Source organism: Halomonas sp. M1, from assembly GCF_029581375.1.
GTDB lineage: Bacteria > Pseudomonadota > Gammaproteobacteria > Pseudomonadales > Halomonadaceae > Vreelandella.
This window is the reverse complement of sequence record NZ_CP121119.1, coordinates 2,352,306-2,374,248: the sequence shown is the minus strand read 5'-3', so window position 1 is coordinate 2,374,248 and position 21,943 is coordinate 2,352,306. Positions and strand designations below refer to the sequence as shown.

Here is a 21,943-nt window from a genome sequence, read left to right as displayed (position 1 = left end):
AATCGGCAAGCCATTGCCCTCAACGCCAAGGCGTTGGCGTTTAAAGCGGCGTCAGCTTAGCAAAACCCAGCACCAGCCACTTAACGCCATCACCCTCGAAGCTGACCTGCATCCGGGCGCGGGCACCTTCCCCTTCGGCGTTCAGAATAATGCCTTCACCAAATACCGGATGCGCCACCCGTTGGCCCACGTGCAGGCTAGGTAGGTCACCGTCACTCTCGATGCTTTGTTGGGCAAAGGAGGTACGCGACGCGGTGACCGGGCGGGAAATATGCCCGCGCAGGCGTACTTCTTCCAGCAAGTGAGGCGGGAGTTCACGCAAAAAGCGCGACGGGCGTGGGAATACCTCTTTGCCGTGTAGGCGGCGGGTTTCGGCGTGGGTGAGGTAGAGCTTTTGCATGGCTCGGGTAACGCCCACGTAGCAGAGGCGCCGCTCCTCTTCGAGCCTGCCAGGCTCTTCCAGAGACATTTTATGAGGGAACAGGCCTTCTTCAACGCCGGCAATAAAGACCACCGGGAACTCCAAGCCTTTTGCTGAGTGCAGCGTCATCAGTTGGACGCTGTCCTCAAACTCTTCCGCTTCGTGGTCGCCAGCGTTGAGCGCCGCTTCAGAAAGGAACGCTTCAAGCGCTGCCATACCTTCACCCGCTTCCGGGGTTTCAAACGCGTCGCCGTGGGTAAAGGCACGGGCGGCGGTAACCAGCTCTTCCAAGTTTTCGACTCGCGCTTGGCCTTTCTCGCCGCGCTCGCTTTTATGGTGCTCAATTAGCCCGGTATGCGCCGTCACGTGGTCGATGATTTCGTGCAGAGGCAGCCCGGCGGCATCGTTATCCAACTGCTCTATCAGGTTGGCAAAGGTTTGTACTGCGTTGGCGGCACGGCCCTTTAATGTACCGTCGTGAATCGCATCATGGAGCGCCTGCCAAAGCGACACGCTTTGCTCCCGGGCGCGGTGGCGAACAATTTCCACCGTGCGGGTGCCAATGCCACGGGTGGGTACGTTGATCACCCGCTCTAACGAGGCATCGTCATCACGGTTAAGCAGCAGGCGCAAATACGCCAGGGCATTTTTGATCTCTAAGCGCTCGTAGAAGCGATGGCCGCCGTAAATACGGTAGGGCATGCCTTGGCGAATCAGCGTCTCTTCCAGCAGCCGCGACTGGGCGTTGGAGCGGTAGAGAATCGCAACGTCTCGGCGGTTAAAGCCTTCGTTGACCTTCTCTTTGATGGTATCGACGATATAGCGGGCTTCTTCAAGGTCGTTAAACCCGGCGTAGATAGAAATTGGCTCGCCTTCGATGCCATCGGTCCACAGGTTTTTACCTAGCCGTTCACTGTTGTGGCTGATCAGCGTGTTGGCGGCTTCTAAAATCGCGCTGGTAGAACGGTAGTTCTGTTCCAGACGTACGGTATGGGTGTGCGGAAATTCCTGCTCGAAACGGCGGATATTTTCCACCTTGGCGCCGCGCCAGCCGTAGATGGACTGGTCGTCATCACCCACGGCGGTCATCGGTGTTTTCATACCGGTCAGCAACTTCAGCCAAGCGTACTGCAGCGTATTGGTATCTTGAAATTCATCCACTAACACGTGACCAAAACGTTCCTGGTAGTGGTTTAACAGCGCCGGATTATCGCGCAGTAACTCCAGGCTTCTCAGCAGCAGCTCACCGAAATCCACCAGCCCGCCGCGCTCACAGGTCAGTTGGTAGCGTTCGTAAAGCTCGACCATCTGGCCCAGGTAAGCATCGCCATCGACGTTCACCTGGTGGGGGCGTAGGCCCTCTTCTTTGCAACCGGAAATAAAATGTTGTACCTGACGTGGCGGGTAGCGCTCATCGTCGATCGAATAATCTTTCAGCAGCCGTTTAACCAGGCGTAGCTGGTCATCGGAGTCGATGATTTGGAAGTGCTGGGGTAGCCGGGCATCCTGCCAGTGGGTGCGCAGCAGGCGGTGGGCAATGGAGTGGAAGGTGCCTACCCACACATGGCGCATAGAGATGCCCAGCAGCGCCTCTAAGCGGGTGCGCATCTCTTTGGCCGCTTTGTTGGTAAACGTCACCGCCAGCAGGGCGTAGGGAGAAAGCCCCTCGGCCTGCATCAACCAGGCGATGCGATGAACCAGCACGCGGGTTTTACCCGACCCCGCGCCAGCCAACACGAGTAGATTGCCCTGGGGGGCGCTAACTGCCTCGCGCTGGGCGGGGTTGAGCTGATCAAGAATCGCCGTGACGTCGTCCATATAAGCCGCTGCCGGTTCGAAAATGGGCAGTCAGTTTAGCACAGCCAAGGAACTGGCTGTGCGTACAGGGCGAGCGTTTAACTCTCTTCGGGGTAGCGCAGTGTGTTAAGGCTCTTTTTAACCGCTTTAAGCTGCTCGGCGAGCTTTGGCCCGCGGGTTTTGGCAACGCCAACTGCTAATACGTCGATAAGCACTAGGTGGGCAATGCGGGAGCTTAGCGGCGTATAGATCTCGGTGTCTTCGTGAACATCGATATACAGCGGCAGGCTGACCTCGCTGGCCAGCGGTGAGTCGCTTGGGCAGAGGCCAATCACCGTCGCGCCCGCATCGCGAGCCAAACGTACGCTAGCCACTAGCGCTTTGGTGCGGCCCGTCTGGGAGATCGCCACCACCACGTCGCCCTCTTTTAAGGTCACCGCAGACATATTCTGCATGTGCGGGTCGGCGTAAGCAGAGGTTGAGATCTGCAGGCGGAAGAACTTGTGCTGGGCGTCGAAAGCCACCGCGCCAGAGGCCCCAAAGCCATAGAACTCAACCCGGTTGGCCATGGCCAAGGCGTTAACGGCTTTCCCTAAGGCTTCGTTGTCGAGTCGGTCGCGCACCGATAACAGCGTGCCCACGGTGGAGTCGAAAATGCTGTGGGAAAATTCTGCGACTGAGTCGCTGTCGTTCATGGAGAACTGGGCGAACTGGCTGCCGCTGGCCAGCATTTGCGCCAGCTGTAGCTTGAAGTCCTGGAAGCCGTTGCAGCCCAATGCGCGGCAGAAACGCACCACCGTAGGCTCGCTCACTTTGGCTTCCGTGGCGAGATCCACAATCCGCATGTGGATAACTTCGTCAGGATTGCGCAGTACAAACCGTGCAACCTTTTGCTCGGAGCGACGGAAGTGCTCCATGCGGCGTCTCATTTCATCAAACAGGGCGCGGCTCACGTTCGGCTCCTTGGGTGCTCAACAAACAGGTATTTACAGTACGATAAAAAATACCTGTTTAAAACGTTCGTTTTTAATGACGGTTCATCGTTTGCTGCGGTAGAGCGGTAACTCGCTTGATGACAGCATGCCCGCGTCGGCAGCAGCGCCTAATCTGCAGGCGTTTAAATGCCGTTAAGACATTTGAGCAGGATTGGTCATCATTTTGTCAAGTAGGTTATAGTAAGAAGTGAAGTGCCGCACTGCATCATTTGCAAATCAGTGGTTACGGATGCAGGTGGACGGAGGCATATTCACCTGGAGGAACGTCGATTATGAGAAACGTCGAACGAATCACCTCGGTAAAAAACGAATTGCTCGACATTTTTATGAGCATGCAGGTCGATGAGCACGCCCAGCAACGGCGCAGCTCTGCCCAGCGCAGTTTAAGGGCGCGCAGGGGAATAGAGTTACATCGGGAGTTTCAGAAGTTGTCGCGGGATATCGCCCCCTTGCCCGAGTACGAGCAAGAGAGCGAACTTCACTAGCGTCTAAACGAAACCGCCCCGCTATGAAGCAGGGCGGCTGTTTGCTCGGCTTTGTTGAGGCCTTAGTAATGGCTCAAATAAGGCCAGTCACAAACACAATGATAACGCCAACGGGCGCTACATAGCGTGCGATGATGTTCCATAGGCTGACACCTGTTGCTGAGAGTCCCAACTCAGCTTCCACGCTTTCGCGCTTCAAGCACCACGCCACAAATACAATCGCCCCCAGACCTGTTAACGGCAGCAGAACTTTGCTGGTAAAGGTATCCAGTAGGTCGAAAATATTCAGGCCAAAGAACAGCACCTCAGACCAGACGTTGAATGATAGAAGCGCCGCGACGCCTAATAGCCATACAGCAACACCACTCGCGAGAGTAGATGCGATACGGCTCATGGACGTGCGTTCTTCCAATGTTTCCACAACGGGTTCCAGCAGAGAAATAGCCGAGGTTAGCGCTGCGAAGGTTAATAGCAGGAAGAACATCAGTCCCAGAATGGTGCCGCCTGCCATATTGCCAAACGCCAGCGGCAGCGTAACAAAGATCAAACCTGGGCCTTCACCGGCACTCAAGCCATTGGCGAAGACAATCGGGAAGATGGCCAAGCCGGCCAGCAGTGCAATCACGGTATCCAGAATGATCACCGTGCGCGCAGTGCCCAGCAGGTTAACGTCTTCACCCAGGTAAGAGCCGTACGCCATCATGATGCCCATACCCAGCGACAGCGTGAAGAAAGCCTGGCCCATGGCGGCTAATACAACCCCACCGTTAAGCGCGCTCCAGTCAGGGCGGAACATAAAGGCTAATGCTTCGCCAAAATAACCGCTGGCTACGCCGTAGCCCACCAGGATGAGCATTAATATGATGAGGGCAGGCATTAACAACCGCGCCGCACTTTCCAGCCCTTTGGTGACCCCACGGGCCACGATGCCTACCACTAGCACCATAAAGGCGGTGTGCCAGAGCAGCAGCGTAGTGGGGCTACCTAGCATGCCGCCAAACAAGCCGCTGATGCCGTCTGCATCTTGGCCGTCAAAGGTGCCAATCACTGAGCTTAGCGTGTAGTTCAGCGACCAGCCGCCAATGACACTGTAAAACGACAGAATCAAAAATGCCGCTAATACACCGCTAACGCCGATTAGCGCCCACGCCTTAGATTTACCGTGGTTCGCGGCCAGTTCGGCCATAGCGTTAATCGGGTTTTTCTGGCCTCGGCGACCAATCATCCACTCCGCCACTAGAATAGGCAGACCGACCAGCGCCACACAGGCGAGATACACCAGTACGAAGGCCGCGCCGCCGCTGTCGCCCACCATATAAGAGAAGCGCCAAATATTCCCTAAACCGACTGCCGACCCTGCGGCAGCGAGCACAAAGGCCATCTTTGATGACCACTGTGCATGTGCAAGTTTTGCCATGTTTCACCTTCTATATGGGTTCAATTGTAATTAATAAGGTGTTGCTATCGTAAAATGCTAATTTTCGGAAAACTAAACTGTGAGGAAAAGATATTTTCCAGCGTTATTTTCCGAAAGTAGACGCAATTTATCCGATAGAAAGAGTGCATGCCAGTAAACACAGCTAAAAAGGCTGTTTAAAACAGTTGGCTCTGCTTATCGCCAGCAAACGCTGGCAGGGGAGGTAGCGGTGCCAGTGTTTGTAGCTCTTTATAGAGCATGCGCGCCATCTCGGGAGACTCCCGGTTATCTGCAGTATGCACAAATAAGAAAGGGGTTTTCCCCTGTTTTATCCACAGGCTAAGACGCGATTTCCATGGGCTGAAGTAGCCGCTGTTGATGGTTTTGTCAATATGCCCAATGAAACGAATAACAGGCTGCTGTGCCGTGGAAAGCACGTGTAGTGGGACTTTCGGCTTTTCCTGCTGGGCGTGGGCAAGCCCAGCATGGCCATTAGCTGGGGTGGAAAACAGTGGACGCACATCAAGCATCACGCGGTTAGCTGCGTAAGTTATCAACAATTGGTTAAGTGCCTTCTCAGCGGCTCCTTTGTGGAAAAACTCAGGGTGACGCACTTCGACAGCGCAGGGTAAATGTGCGGGCCACTGGGCGAGTAGCGCTTCTAGCTGGGGCAGCTCCTGGGGGCCAAAATCTCGCGGTAACTGAACCATGGTGGGGCCAAGGCGATCATGAAGTGGCTCCAGCGCGGCTAAAAATGCCCAGGCATCTTCCAAGCGCGTTAGCCGCTGATCATGGGTGACGCTAGCCGGCAATTTAAAGCAAAAGCGAAAGTAAGGGGGTGCCTGGCGAGCCCAAGCAGCAATTGTCTCAGGCTTGGGCGCACCACTGTAAAAAGTCGTGTTGCCCTCGACACTTGAAAAAACCGCCGCATAGTCACTTAAAAGGTCTGTTTTGGCGTGGCGCGGGTATAGGCTGCCCAGCCAATCTTGGTTGGCCCACATGGGTAAGCCTAAATAAAGCGGAAGCGTCATAAGAATTGAGCCTTCATAAGGAGGGCCTTCATTGGTATTAGGTTAGTACCAAGCGATCTAGTTACTAACTTGGAAAAATTGATCTGGATCAAGTGACAAGTTGAACTTAGTTACTACGCTTTATAAATAACTATTTTAATACACATCTACAGTGGTGTGTCCCTACCCTGTGGAGTTAGGCATGGCTAAAAAATCTCATCCAATAACGGCGGAAGAAACACCTCGCAAACGCCAGGAATTGGGGCTGTTTCTGTTTATTGTCGTGCTGCTATTTCCTATTTTGGCGATAGCAGTGGTAGGGGGCTATGGCTTTTCGGTATGGGTTTATCAGATGTTTGCAGGCCCTCCCGGCCCGCCGCTATAAGGCGCCCGTAACGCTTCTAAGAAATAAGTTTAAAGGGTGGTTAACCGCTGTTTAGCACAGGGGTTAGTGTTCTTTTATTTTAGGAATACTTATGACGCGCACGAATAAAAACAATAATCGGCGCAATCTTTTTCGCCGCTTGTCGGGGCGTGATGATGTGCGTCGGCCGCCCTGGAGCAGAGCTGCCTTTCTCGACCTCTGTACCGGTTGTAACGCCTGCGTCGACGCGTGCCCGGAAGGCATTTTGACGCGCGGTGGCGGTGGCTATCCCGAGCTTAGCGTTGCCCAAGCGGGCTGCGCACTGTGCGGTGATTGCGCAACGGTATGCGAGCCACAGGCGATAGAGCGCGGCGCTAGCGTTAGCGAAGCCTTTGTTTGGCAAGCCGAAGTTCAGCCGCACTGTTTGGCACTGGCGAGTATCCATTGCCAAAGCTGCCAGGACGCCTGCGAGTGGAACGCGATTCGCTTTCCGCTGCGCCCCGGTGGTCGGCCGCCGCAACCTGAAATCCACCTAGAAAGCTGCACTGGATGCGGTGCTTGCTATTCCGCCTGCCCTAACCAAGCAATCTCACTGATAACAAAAGATACCGTCTATGTCTGATCAACTGCTACACATCATTAGCTTTATCGTTCATGCGCGGCCCGAGGCGCTGAAGCAGACAGCGGAGTGGATTACCCAACATAGCATTGGTGAAGTGATGGGCGAAGACGCGGCTGGAAAGCTCGTGGTCGTCGCCGAACATACTGACGAACAACAACTATTGGCTTTAATGGATCACGTACGCGAGCAGCCTGGGGTTATTGACGCCGCCTTTGTGTATCACGAAGTGGTTGATGCCCTGACAGCGGATGAGCCGCACGTACAGGAGGGGGAGCAATGAAACTAACACGCCGAGCGTTTGTAAAGGCGAACGCCGCAGCGGTGGCCGCTGCTACGGCAGGGATGTCGATTCCCGCAGGCGCCAGCAACCTGATTACCCATGCTGATCTGAACCGCTTGCAGTGGGATAAAGCTCCCTGCCGTTTTTGCGGTACCGGCTGTAGCGTCATGGTTGGCACCTATAACGGCCAAATCGTGGCGACTCATGGTGATAATCAGTCTGAAGTAAACCGGGGGCTTAACTGCGTTAAAGGCTATTTTCTTTCCAAAATTCTCTATGGGGAGGATCGCTTAACCCAGCCGCTGCTGCGTAAGCGCAACGGTCAATATGCTAAAGATGGCGATTTCGAGCCGGTCTCCTGGGATGAGGCGCTCGACCTCATGGCAGAAAAATTTACCAGCGCCATTCGTGAACATGGCCCGGAGAGCATCGCGCTATTTGGCTCCGGCCAGTGGACTATCTGGGAAGGCTACGCGGCGAGTAAGCTATTTAAAGCCGGGCTGCGTTCGAACAATATCGACCCCAACGCCCGCCACTGTATGGCTTCGGCGGTATTCGGCTTTATGCGCACCTTCGGCTCGGATGAGCCCATGGGCGTGTATGACGATATCGAACATGCGGATGCCTTTGTGCTGTGGGGCTCTAACATGGCCGAGATGCACCCGGTACTCTGGACCCGCGTTACTGACCGGCGCCTCTCTTTTCCGGACACCCAGGTCGCCGTGCTGTCGACCTTCGAGCACCGCAGCTTTGAGTTGGCTGATATCCCCATGATTATGTCGCCCAACGCGGATATCGTGATCCTTAACTACATTGCCAACCATATTATTCAGACTGACCGGGTAAATCGGTCATTCGTCGATAAGCATGTCAACTTCGCGCTCGGCACTGATGATATCGGCTATGGCCTGCGCGACGAGCATCCGCTGCAGCAGGCGGCGAAGAACGCTGATAACGCTAATAGCTGGACGGATATGAGCTTTGAGGCGTTCGCCGACTATGTTGCGCCTTATACCTTAGCGCGGGCAGCGCGAGAGTCCGGCGTCTCTGAAAGCCGCCTTGAGGCCTTGGCAGAGCTGTATGCCGACCCTGATAAAAAGGTGATGACGTTCTGGACCATGGGGGTCAATCAGCATACCCGCGGGGTGTGGATCAACAATCTGATTTACAACCTCCACCTGCTTACTGGCAAAATTTCAGAGCCGGGGAATAGCCCTTTCTCCCTCACTGGCCAGCCGTCTGCCTGTGGCACAGCACGGGAGGTAGGCACCTTTGCTCACCGCCTACCCGCCGACCGCGTGGTTACCAATCCGGAGCATCGCCGCGATGCGGAGAAAATCTGGAAACTGCCCGAGGGGACTATTCCTTCGTGGGTGGGCTTTGATGCGGTGGCCCAAAGCCGCCGCCTTAAAGATGGTGACATCAAGGTCTACTGGACCCAGGTGACCAACAATATGCAGGCCGGGCCCAACGTCATGCAGGAGATTTTGCCTGGTTGGCGTAATCCCGAAGCCTTTGTAGTGGTCTCGGATATCTACCCCACCGTTTCAGCCCAGTCGGCGGATCTGATTTTGCCCGCGGCATCCTGGGTAGAAAAAGAGGGCGCTTTTGGTAACTCCGAGCGGCGCACCCAGTTTTTCCATCAGTTGGTCAATGCCCCCGGCGAGGCGCGCTCGGATTTATGGCAGACCGTGGCGCTCTCCCAGCGCATCCGCGTGGCTGACGTCTGGCCCGAAGAGTTACTGGAAGCCGCCCCGGAGATGCGTGACAAAACCCTGTTTGATTTACTGTTTGCCAACGGTCAGGTCGACCAGTACCCCACCTCCGATATGGAAGAGGGCTACGCCAACGCTGAGGCAGACGATTTCGGCTTCTATATCCAAAAGGGGCTGTTTGAAGAGTACGCCCGCTTTGGCCGCGGCAAAGGCAAAGACTTGGATCATTTCGACGCTTACCACACCAACCGGGGCAAGCGCTGGCCGGTGGTGGATGGCAAGGAAACGCTATGGCGCTACCGGGAGGGGTATGACCCTTATGTAGAACCCGGCAGCGGCTGGCAGTTCTACGCGAAGCCGGATAATCGCGCGTTAATTTTCGCCGTCCCGGCTGAGCCACCTCCCGAGGCCCCTGACGATGACTTCCCCTACTGGCTCTGTACAGGGCGGGTATTGGAGCATTGGCACACCGGCTCCATGACCCGTCGCGTGCCTGAGCTTCATCGGGCCGTACCTGCCGCGCTTTTATATATGCACCCAGAGGACGCTCGCGCTGAAGGGTTCCGGCGGGGAAGCGAGGTTAAAGTGGCCAGCCGACGCGGGGATGTGAACCTGCGGGTAGAAACCCGTGGGCGCGTTAAACCGCCCCGTGGCTTAGTGTACGTGCCCTTTTTTGATGCCTCCTATCTGATCAATAAGGTCACGCTGGATGCCACCGATCCTATTTCAAAACAGACCGATTTCAAGAAGTGCGCGGTGCGCCTTGAACTCGTCAATCTGGCGTAAACAGGCTAAGGAGAATAACGATGAAATGGCTTTTTCCTCTCTGTTTATCCATGGCGCTGCTGGCGGGGGCGGCTGGTGCGGATGAGACACGCGATGCGCCTGCTCCGGATGGCTTGCGTCTCGGCGGCACCATTAGCCAAACGCAGTCTGCGGCGCCTATTGCCGGTGAACCGCGAGATAGCGGCCGTGAAGTGCGCAGTTACCCAGAGCAACCGCCGGTGATCCCCCACGCGATCCGTGACTATCAGGTCGATATGCGGGTTAACCAGTGCCTAAACTGCCATAGCCGGGAGCAGGCCGTCAGCGCGGGTGCGCCTATGGTGAGCATTACTCACTTTATGGATCGCCATAAGCAGGTATTAGCCGCCGTATCGCCGGATCGCTACTTCTGCACTCAGTGCCACGTGCCCAAAACCGATGCCACCCCGCTGGTACCCAATCGCTTCAAGTCGGTGGAAGAGGTGATTAACGAGGCGCTACGTGAGCGCCAGGAGGCGGGGCAATGAAGCGCTTTTTTACCCGTTACTGGCGTATTTTAAGTCGCCCCAGCGTTCACTTTAGCCTGGGATTTTTAACCCTGGGTGGTTTTATCGCCGGTATCATCTTTTGGGGCGGTTTCAACACGGCGATGGAAGCGACCAACACGGAGCAGTTTTGTATCTCCTGCCATGAGATGGAGCGCAACCCGATGCAGGAGCTCAAAACCACCATTCACTACTCCAATCGTTCTGGGGTGCGGGCGACGTGCTCAGACTGCCATGTTCCTCACGGCTGGACGCATAAAGTAGCGCGCAAAATGGAGGCTTCTAAAGAGGTGTGGGGCTGGGTATTTGGCTCAATTCGCACCGAAGAGCAGTTCGAGGCAAAGCGCCGCGAGCTGGCTGAGCGCGAATGGTCGCGGCTCCAGGCCAATGACTCGCTAGAGTGCCGCAACTGCCACGAATTCGACTCCATGGACTTCACCCAGCAGAGTACGCGTGCTGCCCGGGCCCACTCCACCAACCTTGCCTCGGGCGATTCAACCTGTATCGACTGCCATAAAGGCATCGCCCACGAACTACCGGATATGAGTCCTAGAATAGAGGCTGCTGTGGGAGTGCCCGATATCGTGTCCTGGGCCGCGCACTTAGAGCTGGAGAGCGGTGCCTATGCCGAGCAGTAGCGTCGGCGTTGATTGAAAAGTCGCTGGCGCAATTGATGCGCTAGATGCTAGAACAAGCATCATCGTCAATATATGCGCCAGCGCACAGGGTGGAAGAGAGAATGAGTCAGGGAAAAGTATTGGTATTACATGGCCCAAATTTGAATTTGCTGGGCAGCCGCCAGCCAGACATCTACGGCTATGAGACGTTAGAAGATGTGAATAACCTCTTACGTGAGAAAGCGGTGATGGCCGACTGGGACATCACGTGCTTTCAAAGTAATCATGAAGGCGCCTTGATTGATGCGATCCACGCCGCACGCCTTGATGGTACCCAAGCGATTATTATTAACCCGGCGGCCTATACCCATACCTCGGTGGCTATTCTCGATGCGCTTAATGCCTTTGATGGCAAAGTCATTGAGGTGCATCTCTCCAACGTGCACAAACGCGAAGCTTTTCGGCATCACTCCTACGTATCGCTACGCGCCGATGGCGTGATTGCCGGGTTGGGCGTGCAAGGCTATCGCGCTGCGTTAGACGCTGTAATGGTCAATTAATATGCGCGCGGATGTACGCGACTTTGCTTTGCAGCACAGGTAGGTAAACATTAACCAGCGTGTCGAGGTCGACCCGAGCCGCGTTGGTGCTGATATTGATTGCCCCCATTAAGTGCTGCTTAGCATCAAAAACCGGAACAGCGATAGAGCGTAAGCCCGAGTCCAACTCTTGATCAGAAATCGCATAGCCTTGCTGGCGTGCATTAACTATTTGGCTGCGTAATTCTTTAACATCGGTCACTGTTTTATCGGTATAGGGCTCTAGGGAAATAGTCGATAGGAAATGATCAAGATCTTTATCGTTAAGCTGAGCCAACAACATGCGACCCATTGAGGTGTGCGCGGCCGGAAGTCTCGTGCCTACGGATAACGTAATCGCCATTAAGCGATGTTTGGCTGCAGAACGAGCGACATAAATAACATCGTTACCATCTAAGACGCCCAGAGAAGAAGACTCCCCGGTTTCTGCGGTTATTTCTTCCAAGTACTGTTGAATAACCCCTTGATAGTTGTTGGCGGATAGGAACGCGTAGCCTAACTGTAGAACGCGAGGGGCTAATTCAAAATAGCGTTGTTCTTTACGGACATACCCTAGCGCATGCAACGTCAGTAAGAAGCGCCTAGCTTTTGCTCTATTCATGCCAGTGCGCGTCGCCACTTCGCTTAACGTCATGCGTGGGTGTTCAGCGTCAAATGCCTGTATAACCTCCAGGCCGCTGGCCAGGGCAGTGACAAAGTCACGGCTCTCTGTATTAAGCATCTCTTCTTGCATCGTCGCTATCCACTGTTTGAAGCCTCTGATAAGAGAGTAACGTAAAAAAGTTCGCCATGCGAACTTTGGGGTTTTCACTACAGGCCCGTTGTGGGGAGAGTATTTACTGCAATACTACTAAAGTTGTGTTTTTTAAAGTGTTAACAACAACGTAATCTCAAGGCATGCACTACGAATACGTGTACGCAATGCGAACAATAATTAACTAACGCACAGGAAGATAACAATGAATAAACTCCTTAGCGCAACATGTTTAGCTGCCTGTAGTAGCGCGCTTGCACTTGGCCTTACTGTTTCCTCTGCCAGCGCCAATGAGTGGCCGACAGATGATATTCGTCTAGTCGTTCCATACGCTCCAGGTGGTACTACCGATGTGTTGTCGCGGCGCGTTGCCGATCTACTCCAGCAAGAACTCGATACTAACGTGGTGGTAGAAAACCGCCCGGGTGCGGGTTCCACTGTCGGCACCGGGCGCCTTGCACGCGGTGGGCGCGGTGCGGATCACACCATTCTTATGGCATCGCCAGGCCATACCATCGGTGCCGCTATTTATCCTGACCTCAGCTACGACCCCGTTGATGACTTCGTCTTCCTGCAGAACATGATAGATATTCCTAACGTCATGGTCGTGCCCGCTGACAGCCCCTATGAAAACGTTATTGAATTCGTAGAAGCTGCAAAAGAACAAAACATGACCTTCAGTCACAGCGGCGTGGGTAGCTCTATTCACATGTCTGGCGAGCTATTTAAAACGCTGACCGAGACCAACATGACCGCGGTGCCTTTTGCGGGTAGCGGTGCGGCACTGCCTGCGCTGTTAGGTGGTGATGTAGACGTGTCGTTTGAAAATATGCCCACAGTCCTTTCACACATTCGTTCGGGAGATTTACGTGCACTAGCGGTTACCTCGGCGGAGCGCTCCGAGTATTTGCCGGATGTGCCTACACTAGCGGAAGTGGGCGAGCATAACCTTGACCAGTTCATCACCACTGCTTGGTTTGGGCTGATTGCCCACAGCTCCTTCCCAGAAGAAGCACAAAGCGTCATGCAAGATGCATTGGCCAGGGTGATGGAGCGGGAAGAGTTTCTAGATTTCGCAGAGCAGTTAGGCGCAGAGCCGGGCCAAGTGTCGGGTGATGCGTTTAAACAGTTCATCGTTGAAGAATTGGAGCGTTGGGACGGCGTCGCCCAGCAAGCTGGCATCAGCCAGTAAGCTAGGCAGCCTCTCATCAAACACTGAGGCGAGGACATGCGTTCTCGCCTTTATTGTTTTCCCTGGAGAAGGCAGCGATGACACCCTCAGATTCTAAGCGCAGGGTAAAAGACCCAAGTGACGTAGTTGCGGGAGTTATCCTGCTGGGCTTCTCGCTGGCACTGGTGTTTTACTTAGTGCCTAACTACGTCAATGAACCGCCTATTCTGCAAAACCCGATGATGTCGCCGCGCTGGCTGCCGGGAATCGTCGGCTGGTTGATCCTACTGTTTTCTATTCTGCTTATCCTACAAGGCTTCCTGTTGGATAGAAGCAGCGAGGAGGATGAACGAAATATCGAGAAAGGGACGACCCGGCGTTTCATATTGATGGTGGTCGCTCTGGTCATCTATGTCTCTCTATTTGAGTCGATGGGGGCGGTATTTACCGGCATTCTGGCGACCCTGGTGCTTTTTGTGGCACATCCCGTTCGCACCTGGTGGGTTTATAGCCTGGCCTTCGTTTTTCCTATCGCTGTGACATTTATCTTTGTAAAAGTGATGAATGTACCGCTTCCGATATCACCAATCGGTTTCTGATTGGCTACTTAATCTTCTGGGTGATCTATGGAAAATTTTTCGGAAGTCATCGCGATATTTTTTAGCTTAGATAACTTTCTGGCCATTGCGATGGGCGTGGTCATCGGTGTGGTGGTGGGGTCCATTCCTGGGCTGACCGCCACGATGGCGGTGGCGCTAGCGCTGCCCTTTACCTTCTCCATGCAGCCGGTCGCCGCTATTTTGCTGTTGGTGGGTATTTATAAAGGCGGCATGTACGGTGGCTCCATTACCGCTATTTTAATTAGAACGCCCGGCTCCCCGGCTTCTGCATGTACCTTGTTAGATGGCTACCCTATGGCGCAGCAGGGCCATGCCAAAAAGGCACTCAAAGCAGCGCTCTACTCATCGGTAATCGCCGATTTTATCTCCAACATCGCACTGATCTTTTTTGCCGCCTATTTGGCAAAAATTGCGCTAAATTTTGGCGCGCCGGAGTTTTTCTGGCTGATCTGTTTTTCGCTCACCATCATTATTTCCCTGGCCAGCGGCTCTATGATCAAAGGCTTGATGGCTGCGTTGTTAGGTATTCTGCTTTCTCTGGTGGGGCTGGATGAAGTCTACGGCTCCCAGCGGTTTACCTTTGGCAGCTATAACTTAATGGACAGTATCTCCTTTATTCCTCTGTTGATTGGCCTGTTTGCCATCCCAGAGATTATTGAGTTCTATCGCAAGAAGGCGCTTCCCCATATCAAGGCGAAGGCGAGCGGTGCTGGCCTGGCATTTTCTGAATTGAAGCGCTGCTTGACCACTATTGTGCGGGGCAGTTTGATCGGCGTGATTATTGGAGCCATCCCCGGTACTGGTGCTACGGCGGCTGCGTTTATTTCCTATAGCGATGCACGTAGGCGGTCGCCTAATAAGGCGAACTTCGGTAAGGGTGAGGTAGAAGGCGTTGCCGCTGCCGAGGCGGGTAATAACGGGGTTGCCGGGGCGACGATGATTCCGCTGCTATCGCTGGGTATTCCCGGGGATGTTATTACGGCGATTATTCTTGGGGCCTTTATGGTTCATGGGCTAACGCCAGGCCCCATTATGTTCCAAGAAAACCTGCCGCTCATCTATGCCTTGTTTATGGGCATTATGTTTAGCTCGCTGGTATTGCTGCTAGTGGGCAATGTGGCCATTAAGTACTTTTCATTAATTGCTGACATTCCTAAATCTATTCTTTTCCCGATTGTGTTGATGTTCTGCGTTTATGGGGCGTATGCGGTTAATAATGACACCTTTGATGTGTGGCTAATGCTGGCCTTCGGCGTCGTGGGCTATATCTTCAATCGCGCCGCGATCCCGGCAGCGCCATTTTTAATCGGCTTTATCCTTGGGCCAATGTTTGAAGATAACCTGCGCCGCTCGCTATTGATCGGCCATAACGATCTTTCGATCTTTGTGCGTGGCCCCATTACCTGGGTCTTTATTGCATTGACGGTGGGTTCCATTGCCTTGGCCCTTTACCGCTTTATTTCATCACGCCGTGAAGCGCGCAACGCCGTCGGTAAATCGCAGTAAGTACGACTACCGGAGAAAATGGCTATGGCAGGACCGCTAACAGGGCTTCGAGTGTTGGATTTAAGCCGCGTAATGGCAGGCCCCTGGTGTACGCAAATACTGGCCGATATGGGCGCCGAGGTGATTAAAATTGAGCACCCCACCCTCGGCGATGACACGCGCCACTGGGGGCCTCCCTGGTTAAACGATAAACAGGGCAAGGAGTCCCAAGAGTCGGCTTACTACCTGTCTGCCAATCGCGGCAAGCACTCGGTGACGGTGGATATTGGCCAGCCGGAGGGACAAGCGCTGGTGCGTGAACTAGCGGCAGAAAGCGATATTCTGGTGGAGAACTTTAAAAGTGGGGGCTTGGCGCGAAAAGGACTCGATTACGCCACCCTAGAGGCGATTAATCCCGGGTTGATTTACTGCTCAATCACCGGCTTTGGTCAAACCGGGCCAATGGCGGCAATGGCCGGCTATGACTACCTAATCCAAGCCCAATCCGGGCTAATGAGTATTACCGGTGCCGCCGACGGTGAGCCGGGGGCTGGGCCGCAGCGGGTAGGCATGGCGGTCTCCGACCTGACCACAGGGATGAATTCCACCATCGCCATTCTGGGTGCTTTGCATCACCGACATAGCACCGGGGAGGGCCAATATATTGATATGGCGCTGCTGGACGTTCAGGTCAGTTGGCTGGCAAACCAAGCGCTTAACTACTTCTGCAGTGGCACACCGCCAACCCGCACCGGCGAGTATCACCCTAACTTAGTGCCTTACCAGCCGTTTCCTACGGCTGACGGTGAAAAAGTCATTATCGCCATTGGCAACGATGGGCAGTTCAAGCGCTTCTGTGAGGCGGTTGGGCGCCCTGAGTTAGCCATTGATCCTCGTTTTGGCACTAACCCTGAGCGGGTGAAGCACCGTCTGGCGCTAATTCCACTGATGGTGGAGATCACTCGTACCCGCACCAGCCACGAATGGATTGAAATGCTAGGCGCCATTAGCGTTCCCTGCGGGCCGATTCAGAATATTGCCCAAGTCTTCAATGACCCGCAGGTTCAGGCGCGAAACATGCAAATTGAGCTAGAAAGCGACACCGGCGTAGTGCCTGGTGTGGCTAACCCTATTAAATACTCCAAAACGCCGTTGGCGTATCACAAGCCACCGCCGCGACTGGGCGAGGATACCGATAGCGTGTTAGAACGCCTATTACACAAGAGCGCTTCCGACATCAGCGCCTTGCGCCAAAAGGGCGTGGTGAAATAAGCCTTCGATTTGCCTAACCGACCGTAACACCGCCGCACACGAAGAGGGTCTGTCCGGTGATGAAGCCGCTACGCTCATCGCAGAAGAAACTGACGGCCTGGGCCACGTCGTCAGGTTGGCCCATGCGTTGTAGCGGAATATTGTCGATGATGCGGCGTGCGCGCTCCGAATCAGGCGGGTTATTTTGCCAGAAGGCGCTGGTGGCAATAGGCCCAGGAGCAACACAGTTAACGGTGATGCTGTGTTCAGCCAGTTCCAGCGCCCATGTTCTGGCCATGGATTGCAGCGCTCCCTTTGTTGCGCTGTAGATAGTTCGCGCTTCTTTGCCCAGCACCACGCGGCTGGCATTTATGACGATGCGCCCCATACCCTGAGCCTTCATAGCAGGAAGCAGCGCTTGGGTGCAGATCAGCGCCGAGCGTACGTTCAGGTGCATCAATTGGTCGAAGTCTTCAAGCGTTGCCTCTTCAAGCAGAGCGGGGGCGACGATACCTACATTGTTGACCAGCCGAGTAACCGCATAACGCTCGGCGATGTCCCCCATTACCCGCTGAGTGGCATCAGCATCGGCGAGGTCAACCTGGTAGGCGTCTGCTTGCAAAGCTGCCGCTTCCGGCTCGACGATATCCACCACGATAACGCGACAGCCATCCTGTTGAAGTCGTAACGCGATAGCTTGACCGATGTTTCTAGCGCCGCCGGTAACCACGGCGCAGGCGTATTGATTATTTTGGTTATGTACAGAAGGTTGGCTCATTGTTGTTGTCCTTTGCTGGCCTAAACCGGTGTCCATTAGAACGCCAATACGCGGTGTGATGCATGCAATCCGGCTTTATACCTTGGTAGCAGCACTGCCCAGGGGGCGCGTGCAAAGAAAGGGCTGAAAAGTGAATAAGTAGCTGAAAAAAATATCTTTAAAACGCGTTACTCAGTGCGGGGGATAGGCCATCCAGGCACTGAATAGCCGCTAGGCATTTGACCTCATTAGCGATCGGCAGTAAATTGTTCGTATTAAGAATATATGTTCGTTAAACGAACAAGTGCTAACAACGTCGGCAACGACCCGCTAAGAGGCACCCATCATGGCCGAGTTTCTCAGCTTGCATGACGCGGTAGCGCGCTACGTCCAAGACGGCGCCACCGTTGCCATGGAAGGCTTTACCCACCTGATTCCGTTTGCCGCGGGTCACGAAGTGATCCGTCAGCAAAAGCGTGATCTGACGCTGATCCGCATGACCCCCGATATCATCTACGATCAAATGATTGGCGCGGGCTGCGCCAAAAAAGTCATCTTCTCCTGGGGCGGTAACCCCGGCGTGGGCTCGCTGCATCGCCTGCGTGACGCGGTGGAGAGAGGCTGGCCGTGCAAGATCGAGATTCTTGAGCATAGCCACGCGGCCATGGCCTGTGCCTTTGAAGCGGGTGCGGCTGGATTACCGCTGGCGGTTTTTCGTGGCTACATCGGTAGCGAGCTGCCCAGCGTCAATGATCAAATCAAATTCATCGAGTGCCCGTTTACCGGTGAACGCCTGGCCGCTATACCGTCGGTGCGCCCGGATGTCTCGATCATCCACGCCCAGCGGGCGGATCGCCAAGGCAACGTGTTGGTAGAAGGCATTGTTGGCGTACAAAAAGAAGCGGTGCTGGCCGCCAAACACAGCATCGTCACGGTGGAAGAGATTGTCGATGATCTGAACGCGCACCCCAATGCCTGCGTGATTCCAAGCTGGGCGATCAGCGCCGTTGCAGTAGCCGAGAAAGGCGCGTTGCCTTCCTATACTCACGGTTATTACGGCCGCAGCAATCGCTTCTACAAGGAGTGGGATGCTATTGCTCGGGATCGCGACACCTTTACCCAGTGGCTTGACGACAACGTCTTTAATGCCGCCGATAACGTGGGAGGCCAAGCCTGATGAGCCTGGAATATACCTCGTCTGAAATGATGTCGGTGACGGCGGCGCGAGCGCTGGAGAACGGCATGACCTGTTTTGTGGGCATCGGGCTGCCCTCGGAAGCCGCCAACCTAGCGCGGCTGACCCATGCCCCTGATGTGGTGCTGATTTACGAGTCCGGCACGCTGCAAACCAAGCCTGCGATTCTGCCGCTTTCCATCGGTGATGGTGAACTGTGCGAATCAGCGCTGACCACCGTGGCGGTGCCGGAGATGTTCCGCTACTGGCTGCAGGGCGGCAAAATCGACGTGGGCTTTTTAGGCACCGCGCAAATCGACCGCTTTGCTAACCTCAACACCACCCTAATTGGCGATTACAAGGCACCCAAGGTTCGCCTGCCGGGTGGTGGCGGTGCCCCGGAAATTGCCACCAACGCCGGGGAAGTGTTTATCACCCTGAAGCACTCCAAACGTGCCTTTGTAAAAGATGTCGACTTCGTCACTACGCTAGGCTTTGGCCGCGACGGCAAAGGGCGCGATAACGTGCCCAATATCGGCAAAGGCCCCACCCGCGTCATCACCGACCTGTGCGTGATGAAGCCTGATCCCGACACCAAAGAGCTAGTGGTGGTATCGCTGCACCCAGGCGTAACCCGCGAGGACGTGATTGACGCCACCGGTTGGGAAGTACGCTTTGCCGAGCAGCTTGAGAGCACCCCGGAGCCCAGCGAAAACGAGCTGACGATTTTGCGTGAGCTAAAAGCGCGCACCGAGCGAGCCCACGCGGGCGCATAAGGAGTTTGCTATGAGTGACGTTTATTTATGTCATCCCCGCCGTACCGCTATTGGCCGTTTTGGCGGCACCCTGGCCAGCGTGCGCCCGGATGATTTCGCCGCGACCATCTTCAAAGCTGTACTTCTGGATGCGCCGAATCTCGACCCTGCCGCCATTGAAGAAGTCTTTATGGGCTGCGCTAATCAGGCCGGTGAAGATAACCGTAACGTGGCGAGGATGTCGTCGCTGCTGGCGGGCATTCCCACCTCGGTGCCCGGCACGACCATGAACCGTCTGTGCGGTTCAGGGATGGATGCGGTAGGCACGGCGTTTCGCGCCATTAAAGCCGGTGAGATGGAGCTGGCGCTGGCGGGTGGCGTGGAGTCCATGTCCCGCGCACCTTATGTGATGGGTAAAGCGGATAGCGCTTTCACCCGCAACCAAAAGATCGAAGACACCACCATCGGCTGGCGTTTGATCAACCCGCTGATGAAGAAAGCGTTTGGCGTGGATTCCATGCCGGAAACGGCTGAAAACGTCGCCGAGCAGTTCAACATTTCCCGAGAAGATCAGGACGCCTTTGCACTGCGCTCCCAGCAGAAAGCCGCTGCCGCTCAAAAGGCCGGCCGCTTTGCCCAAGAGATCACGGCAATCGAGATCCCGCGCCGCAAGCAGGCGCCGCTCATCTTTGATCAGGATGAGCACCTGCGGGAAACCACCCTGGAGAAACTCGCTGGCCTGCCCACGCCTTTCCGTGACGGTGGTAGCGTGACCGCTGGCAACGCCTCGGGTGTCAACGACGGCGCGGCGGCGATGCTGGTCGCCAGCGAGGCAGCGGTTAAGCAGCACGGTCTTAAACCGATGGCGAAAATCATCGGCATGGCCACGGCGGGCGTAGAGCCGCGCATTATGGGTTATGGCCCGGTACCGGCAGTGCAGAAATTGCTCAAGCGCACTGGCATCACGATGGATGAGATTGATGTGTTTGAGTTTAACGAGGCCTTTGCCGCCCAGGCGCTGGCCTGTACGCGCGACCTCGGCCTAAAAGACGACGACCCCCGCGTGAACCCCAATGGCGGCGCGATTGCGCTGGGCCATCCACTAGGTATGTCTGGTGCACGCCTGTTAATGACCGCCGCCCATGAGCTACACAACAGTGGCAAGCGCTATGCGCTCTGCACCATGTGTGTGGGTGTTGGCCAGGGTATCGCCACGCTAATTGAGCGGGTTTAACGGAGGCTTTATGGCTTTTCACACAATCAATGGCCGCAGCGTAGCCTACCGGCTGCTCGGCGCAGAAGTAAATCCGCTGGTCGTGCTGGCACACCCTCTGGGCATGAGCCAAGCGGTATGGGATGACGTGATCCCCGCGCTGCTGCCCCGCTACCGAGTGCTGACCTGGGATCTGCCTGGCCACGGTGCTAGCCAAGCGGTTAGTGGTGCACAAATCACGCCCGCAGACTTGGCCGCAGAGGCCTTAGCGCTGGTAGAGCTTGCGGGAGCTACGCGCTTTCACTTTGCAGGTACCTCCATCGGTGGCGTGGTAGGCCAGCAACTCATTGCTGAGCATAGCGAACGTCTGCTTTCTGCCACGCTGACTAACACCGGCGCGGTGATCGGTAATCCTGACCTCTGGAATACCCGTGCAGGTCGGGTTCGCCAGGAAGGCTTGGCGGCGATGTCTCAAGAGATCGTGCCGCGCTGGTTTGCCCCCGCGGCGTTTGAGGCAAGCCCCGCGCTGAAAGCGGGCTGGTGCACCCAGATGGGCCGTGGCGACGATGAGTCCTACGCCCAGCTGTGTGAAATGCTTGGCCGCGATACGTTCACAGGTAAATTAGCAGCGAAGAGAGTAAAGGTGCAGCTGTTCGGTGGCAGCGCAGATATGGCCACGCCGACCGCCACGCTGCAAGCGCTTTCTGCTGAACTAGACGGTGCACCACTGGAGATTTTTGACGGCGTGGGGCATGTGCCATCCGTGGAAGCCCCCGCGCTTTTCGCACAAAAGCTTCTTGCGGTGTTGGCCGCTGATTCAGGCGGTGTGGCTTGAAGTAGGGCGTCAGCGGCCAACCAAGAGCAATCAATATCAGCCTGACGTTAGCCGCTCGTGGGTTGAAACGGGCAGGATGAGATGTGGTTTACGATTTCTATTCTTTATAAGTACCTAAGAAAGAAGGCCAGCCATCGCTGGCCTTCTTTTTTTAATGGCATCCATTAGTCGTAGGCCTCACGGGCTAACTTACGCGCTACCGCGTGACCGGGGGCTTACACCCTGTCAGGCGACGCACTGTTGTTGCTTGAGCTATTCATAAGCAACTGTTTATTTGATGTTAAAGCGCATCGGTA

General features: G+C 55.2%; 22 protein-coding genes. 16 read left to right on the top strand and 6 right to left on the bottom strand.

Translation table 11 applies throughout. The features are described 5' to 3' along the window. Positions 1-40 precede the first annotated feature (40 nt). Complete coding sequence (gene uvrD / locus P8S54_RS10895; RefSeq protein ID WP_281441764.1) at positions 41-2,239, bottom strand: DNA helicase II; 2,199 nt, start codon at positions 2,237-2,239, stop codon at positions 41-43. Between the two features lie 77 nt (positions 2,240-2,316). Next, complete coding sequence (gene hexR, locus P8S54_RS10890) at positions 2,317-3,171, bottom strand: transcriptional regulator HexR (RefSeq protein ID WP_009098210.1); 855 nt, start codon at positions 3,169-3,171, stop codon at positions 2,317-2,319. A 314-nt stretch (positions 3,172-3,485) separates the two neighbouring features. On the opposite strand from hexR, the gene P8S54_RS10885 reads away from it, so the two are divergent. After that, positions 3,486-3,698: a hypothetical protein gene (locus P8S54_RS10885; RefSeq protein ID WP_009098211.1), complete on the top strand. Its 213-nt coding sequence runs from the start codon at positions 3,486-3,488 to the stop codon at positions 3,696-3,698. Between the two features lie 73 nt (positions 3,699-3,771). Here the strand turns inward: P8S54_RS10885 and P8S54_RS10880 are convergent, their stop codons facing one another. After that, the gene (locus P8S54_RS10880) at positions 3,772-5,115 is read right to left on the bottom strand and encodes a sodium-dependent transporter (RefSeq protein ID WP_009098212.1); all 1,344 of its coding nucleotides are present in this window, start codon (positions 5,113-5,115) and stop codon (positions 3,772-3,774) included. 176 nt (positions 5,116-5,291) lie between these two features. Beyond that, positions 5,292-6,146 carry a DUF72 domain-containing protein gene (locus P8S54_RS10875; protein ID WP_009098213.1) on the bottom strand — a complete coding sequence of 285 codons (855 nt, stop codon included), beginning with the start codon at positions 6,144-6,146 and terminating at the stop codon, positions 5,292-5,294. A gap of 181 nt (positions 6,147-6,327) precedes the next feature. Between P8S54_RS10875 and P8S54_RS10870 the strand changes: the two genes are divergently transcribed. The 7 genes from P8S54_RS10870 to aroQ all read left to right on the top strand — a co-directional run bounded on the left by P8S54_RS10870 (position 6,328) and on the right by aroQ (position 11,593). Beyond that, a complete protein-coding gene (locus P8S54_RS10870; protein WP_009098214.1) occupies positions 6,328-6,510 on the top strand; it encodes a periplasmic nitrate reductase, NapE protein in 183 nt (60 codons plus the stop codon). A gap of 91 nt (positions 6,511-6,601) precedes the next feature. Beyond that, positions 6,602-7,111 (top strand): ferredoxin-type protein NapF, encoded by a 510-nt coding sequence (locus tag P8S54_RS10865; protein ID WP_009098215.1) that lies wholly within the window; start codon positions 6,602-6,604, stop codon positions 7,109-7,111. Then, entirely contained in the window at positions 7,104-7,391 is a 288-nt protein-coding gene (locus tag P8S54_RS10860) for a chaperone NapD (RefSeq protein ID WP_009098217.1), read from the top strand. Before P8S54_RS10865 ends, P8S54_RS10860 begins: the two co-directional genes overlap by 8 nt. Continuing rightward, complete coding sequence (gene napA, locus P8S54_RS10855; protein WP_281441763.1) at positions 7,388-9,892, top strand: nitrate reductase catalytic subunit NapA; 2,505 nt, start codon at positions 7,388-7,390, stop codon at positions 9,890-9,892. The genes P8S54_RS10860 and napA overlap by 4 nt, the downstream gene beginning before the upstream one ends. A 20-nt stretch (positions 9,893-9,912) precedes the next feature. Then, positions 9,913-10,398, top strand: coding sequence for a nitrate reductase cytochrome c-type subunit (locus P8S54_RS10850; RefSeq protein WP_281441762.1), 486 nt, complete (start codon positions 9,913-9,915; stop codon positions 10,396-10,398). Then, positions 10,395-11,054 (top strand): NapC/NirT family cytochrome c, encoded by a 660-nt coding sequence (locus P8S54_RS10845; protein WP_281441761.1) that lies wholly within the window; start codon positions 10,395-10,397, stop codon positions 11,052-11,054. Before P8S54_RS10850 ends, P8S54_RS10845 begins: the two co-directional genes overlap by 4 nt. 101 nt (positions 11,055-11,155) lie before the next feature. Further along, the gene (gene aroQ / locus P8S54_RS10840; protein ID WP_281441760.1) at positions 11,156-11,593 is read left to right on the top strand and encodes a type II 3-dehydroquinate dehydratase; all 438 of its coding nucleotides are present in this window, start codon (positions 11,156-11,158) and stop codon (positions 11,591-11,593) included. Here the strand turns inward: aroQ and P8S54_RS10835 are convergent. Continuing rightward, positions 11,586-12,365: an IclR family transcriptional regulator C-terminal domain-containing protein gene (locus P8S54_RS10835; RefSeq protein ID WP_009098225.1), complete on the bottom strand. Its 780-nt coding sequence runs from the start codon at positions 12,363-12,365 to the stop codon at positions 11,586-11,588. The genes aroQ and P8S54_RS10835 overlap by 8 nt on opposite strands. Positions 12,366-12,591: 226 nt before the next feature. On the opposite strand from P8S54_RS10835, the gene P8S54_RS10830 reads away from it, so the two are divergent. From P8S54_RS10830 to P8S54_RS10815, 4 genes are all read left to right on the top strand, one after another. Beyond that, the gene (locus tag P8S54_RS10830; protein ID WP_281441759.1) at positions 12,592-13,578 is read left to right on the top strand and encodes a tripartite tricarboxylate transporter substrate binding protein; all 987 of its coding nucleotides are present in this window, start codon (positions 12,592-12,594) and stop codon (positions 13,576-13,578) included. 77 nt (positions 13,579-13,655) lie between these two features. Beyond that, positions 13,656-14,156, top strand: a complete 501-nt coding sequence (locus tag P8S54_RS10825; protein ID WP_009098227.1) for a tripartite tricarboxylate transporter TctB family protein — start codon at positions 13,656-13,658, stop codon at positions 14,154-14,156. Positions 14,157-14,183: 27 nt separating this feature from the next. Next, positions 14,184-15,683, top strand: a complete 1,500-nt coding sequence (locus P8S54_RS10820; protein WP_281441758.1) for a tripartite tricarboxylate transporter permease — start codon at positions 14,184-14,186, stop codon at positions 15,681-15,683. Between the two features lie 24 nt (positions 15,684-15,707). Continuing rightward, complete coding sequence (locus tag P8S54_RS10815) at positions 15,708-16,934, top strand: CaiB/BaiF CoA-transferase family protein (RefSeq protein ID WP_281441757.1); 1,227 nt, start codon at positions 15,708-15,710, stop codon at positions 16,932-16,934. Positions 16,935-16,947: 13 nt separating this feature from the next. Here the strand turns inward: P8S54_RS10815 and P8S54_RS10810 are convergent, their stop codons facing one another. After that, positions 16,948-17,691 carry an SDR family oxidoreductase gene (locus tag P8S54_RS10810; RefSeq protein ID WP_281441756.1) on the bottom strand — a complete coding sequence of 248 codons (744 nt, stop codon included), beginning with the start codon at positions 17,689-17,691 and terminating at the stop codon, positions 16,948-16,950. Between the two features lie 325 nt (positions 17,692-18,016). Here P8S54_RS10810 and P8S54_RS10805 point away from each other — a divergent pair, with 325 nt between their 5' ends. From P8S54_RS10805 to P8S54_RS10790, 4 genes are read left to right on the top strand one after another with little or no spacing between them, the layout of a single operon-like run. Further along, positions 18,017-18,847 (top strand): CoA-transferase, encoded by an 831-nt coding sequence (locus P8S54_RS10805; protein WP_281441755.1) that lies wholly within the window; start codon positions 18,017-18,019, stop codon positions 18,845-18,847. Between the two features lie 5 nt (positions 18,848-18,852). Beyond that, positions 18,853-19,620 (top strand): CoA-transferase subunit beta, encoded by a 768-nt coding sequence (locus tag P8S54_RS10800; RefSeq protein ID WP_305656482.1) that lies wholly within the window; start codon positions 18,853-18,855, stop codon positions 19,618-19,620. Between the two features lie 10 nt (positions 19,621-19,630). Beyond that, a complete protein-coding gene (gene pcaF / locus P8S54_RS10795; protein WP_281441753.1) occupies positions 19,631-20,833 on the top strand; it encodes a 3-oxoadipyl-CoA thiolase in 1,203 nt (400 codons plus the stop codon). A gap of 10 nt (positions 20,834-20,843) precedes the next feature. Further along, a complete protein-coding gene (locus tag P8S54_RS10790) occupies positions 20,844-21,647 on the top strand; it encodes an alpha/beta fold hydrolase (RefSeq protein ID WP_281441752.1) in 804 nt (267 codons plus the stop codon). Positions 21,648-21,943 lie beyond the last annotated feature (296 nt).

Excerpts from the sequence above, each read along its gene's own strand:
- uvrD (WP_281441764.1), bottom strand. The coding sequence starts at position 2,239 with ATGGACGACGTCACGGCGATTCTTGATCAGCTCAACCCCGCCCAGCGC.
- P8S54_RS10885 (WP_009098211.1), top strand. The coding sequence starts at position 3,486 with ATGAGAAACGTCGAACGAATCACCTCGGTAAAAAACGAATTGCTCGAC.
- P8S54_RS10880 (WP_009098212.1), bottom strand. The coding sequence starts at position 5,115 with ATGGCAAAACTTGCACATGCACAGTGGTCATCAAAGATGGCCTTTGTG.
- P8S54_RS10875 (WP_009098213.1), bottom strand. The coding sequence starts at position 6,146 with ATGACGCTTCCGCTTTATTTAGGCTTACCCATGTGGGCCAACCAAGAT.
- P8S54_RS10870 (WP_009098214.1), top strand. The coding sequence starts at position 6,328 with ATGGCTAAAAAATCTCATCCAATAACGGCGGAAGAAACACCTCGCAAA.
- P8S54_RS10865 (WP_009098215.1), top strand. The coding sequence starts at position 6,602 with ATGACGCGCACGAATAAAAACAATAATCGGCGCAATCTTTTTCGCCGC.
- P8S54_RS10860 (WP_009098217.1), top strand. The coding sequence starts at position 7,104 with ATGTCTGATCAACTGCTACACATCATTAGCTTTATCGTTCATGCGCGG.
- napA (WP_281441763.1), top strand. The coding sequence starts at position 7,388 with ATGAAACTAACACGCCGAGCGTTTGTAAAGGCGAACGCCGCAGCGGTG.
- P8S54_RS10850 (WP_281441762.1), top strand. The coding sequence starts at position 9,913 with ATGAAATGGCTTTTTCCTCTCTGTTTATCCATGGCGCTGCTGGCGGGG.
- P8S54_RS10845 (WP_281441761.1), top strand. The coding sequence starts at position 10,395 with ATGAAGCGCTTTTTTACCCGTTACTGGCGTATTTTAAGTCGCCCCAGC.
- aroQ (WP_281441760.1), top strand. The coding sequence starts at position 11,156 with ATGAGTCAGGGAAAAGTATTGGTATTACATGGCCCAAATTTGAATTTG.
- P8S54_RS10835 (WP_009098225.1), bottom strand. The coding sequence starts at position 12,365 with ATGCAAGAAGAGATGCTTAATACAGAGAGCCGTGACTTTGTCACTGCC.
- P8S54_RS10830 (WP_281441759.1), top strand. The coding sequence starts at position 12,592 with ATGAATAAACTCCTTAGCGCAACATGTTTAGCTGCCTGTAGTAGCGCG.
- P8S54_RS10825 (WP_009098227.1), top strand. The coding sequence starts at position 13,656 with ATGACACCCTCAGATTCTAAGCGCAGGGTAAAAGACCCAAGTGACGTA.
- P8S54_RS10820 (WP_281441758.1), top strand. The coding sequence starts at position 14,184 with ATGGAAAATTTTTCGGAAGTCATCGCGATATTTTTTAGCTTAGATAAC.
- P8S54_RS10815 (WP_281441757.1), top strand. The coding sequence starts at position 15,708 with ATGGCAGGACCGCTAACAGGGCTTCGAGTGTTGGATTTAAGCCGCGTA.
- P8S54_RS10810 (WP_281441756.1), bottom strand. The coding sequence starts at position 17,691 with ATGAGCCAACCTTCTGTACATAACCAAAATAATCAATACGCCTGCGCC.
- P8S54_RS10805 (WP_281441755.1), top strand. The coding sequence starts at position 18,017 with ATGGCCGAGTTTCTCAGCTTGCATGACGCGGTAGCGCGCTACGTCCAA.
- pcaF (WP_281441753.1), top strand. The coding sequence starts at position 19,631 with ATGAGTGACGTTTATTTATGTCATCCCCGCCGTACCGCTATTGGCCGT.
- P8S54_RS10790 (WP_281441752.1), top strand. The coding sequence starts at position 20,844 with ATGGCTTTTCACACAATCAATGGCCGCAGCGTAGCCTACCGGCTGCTC.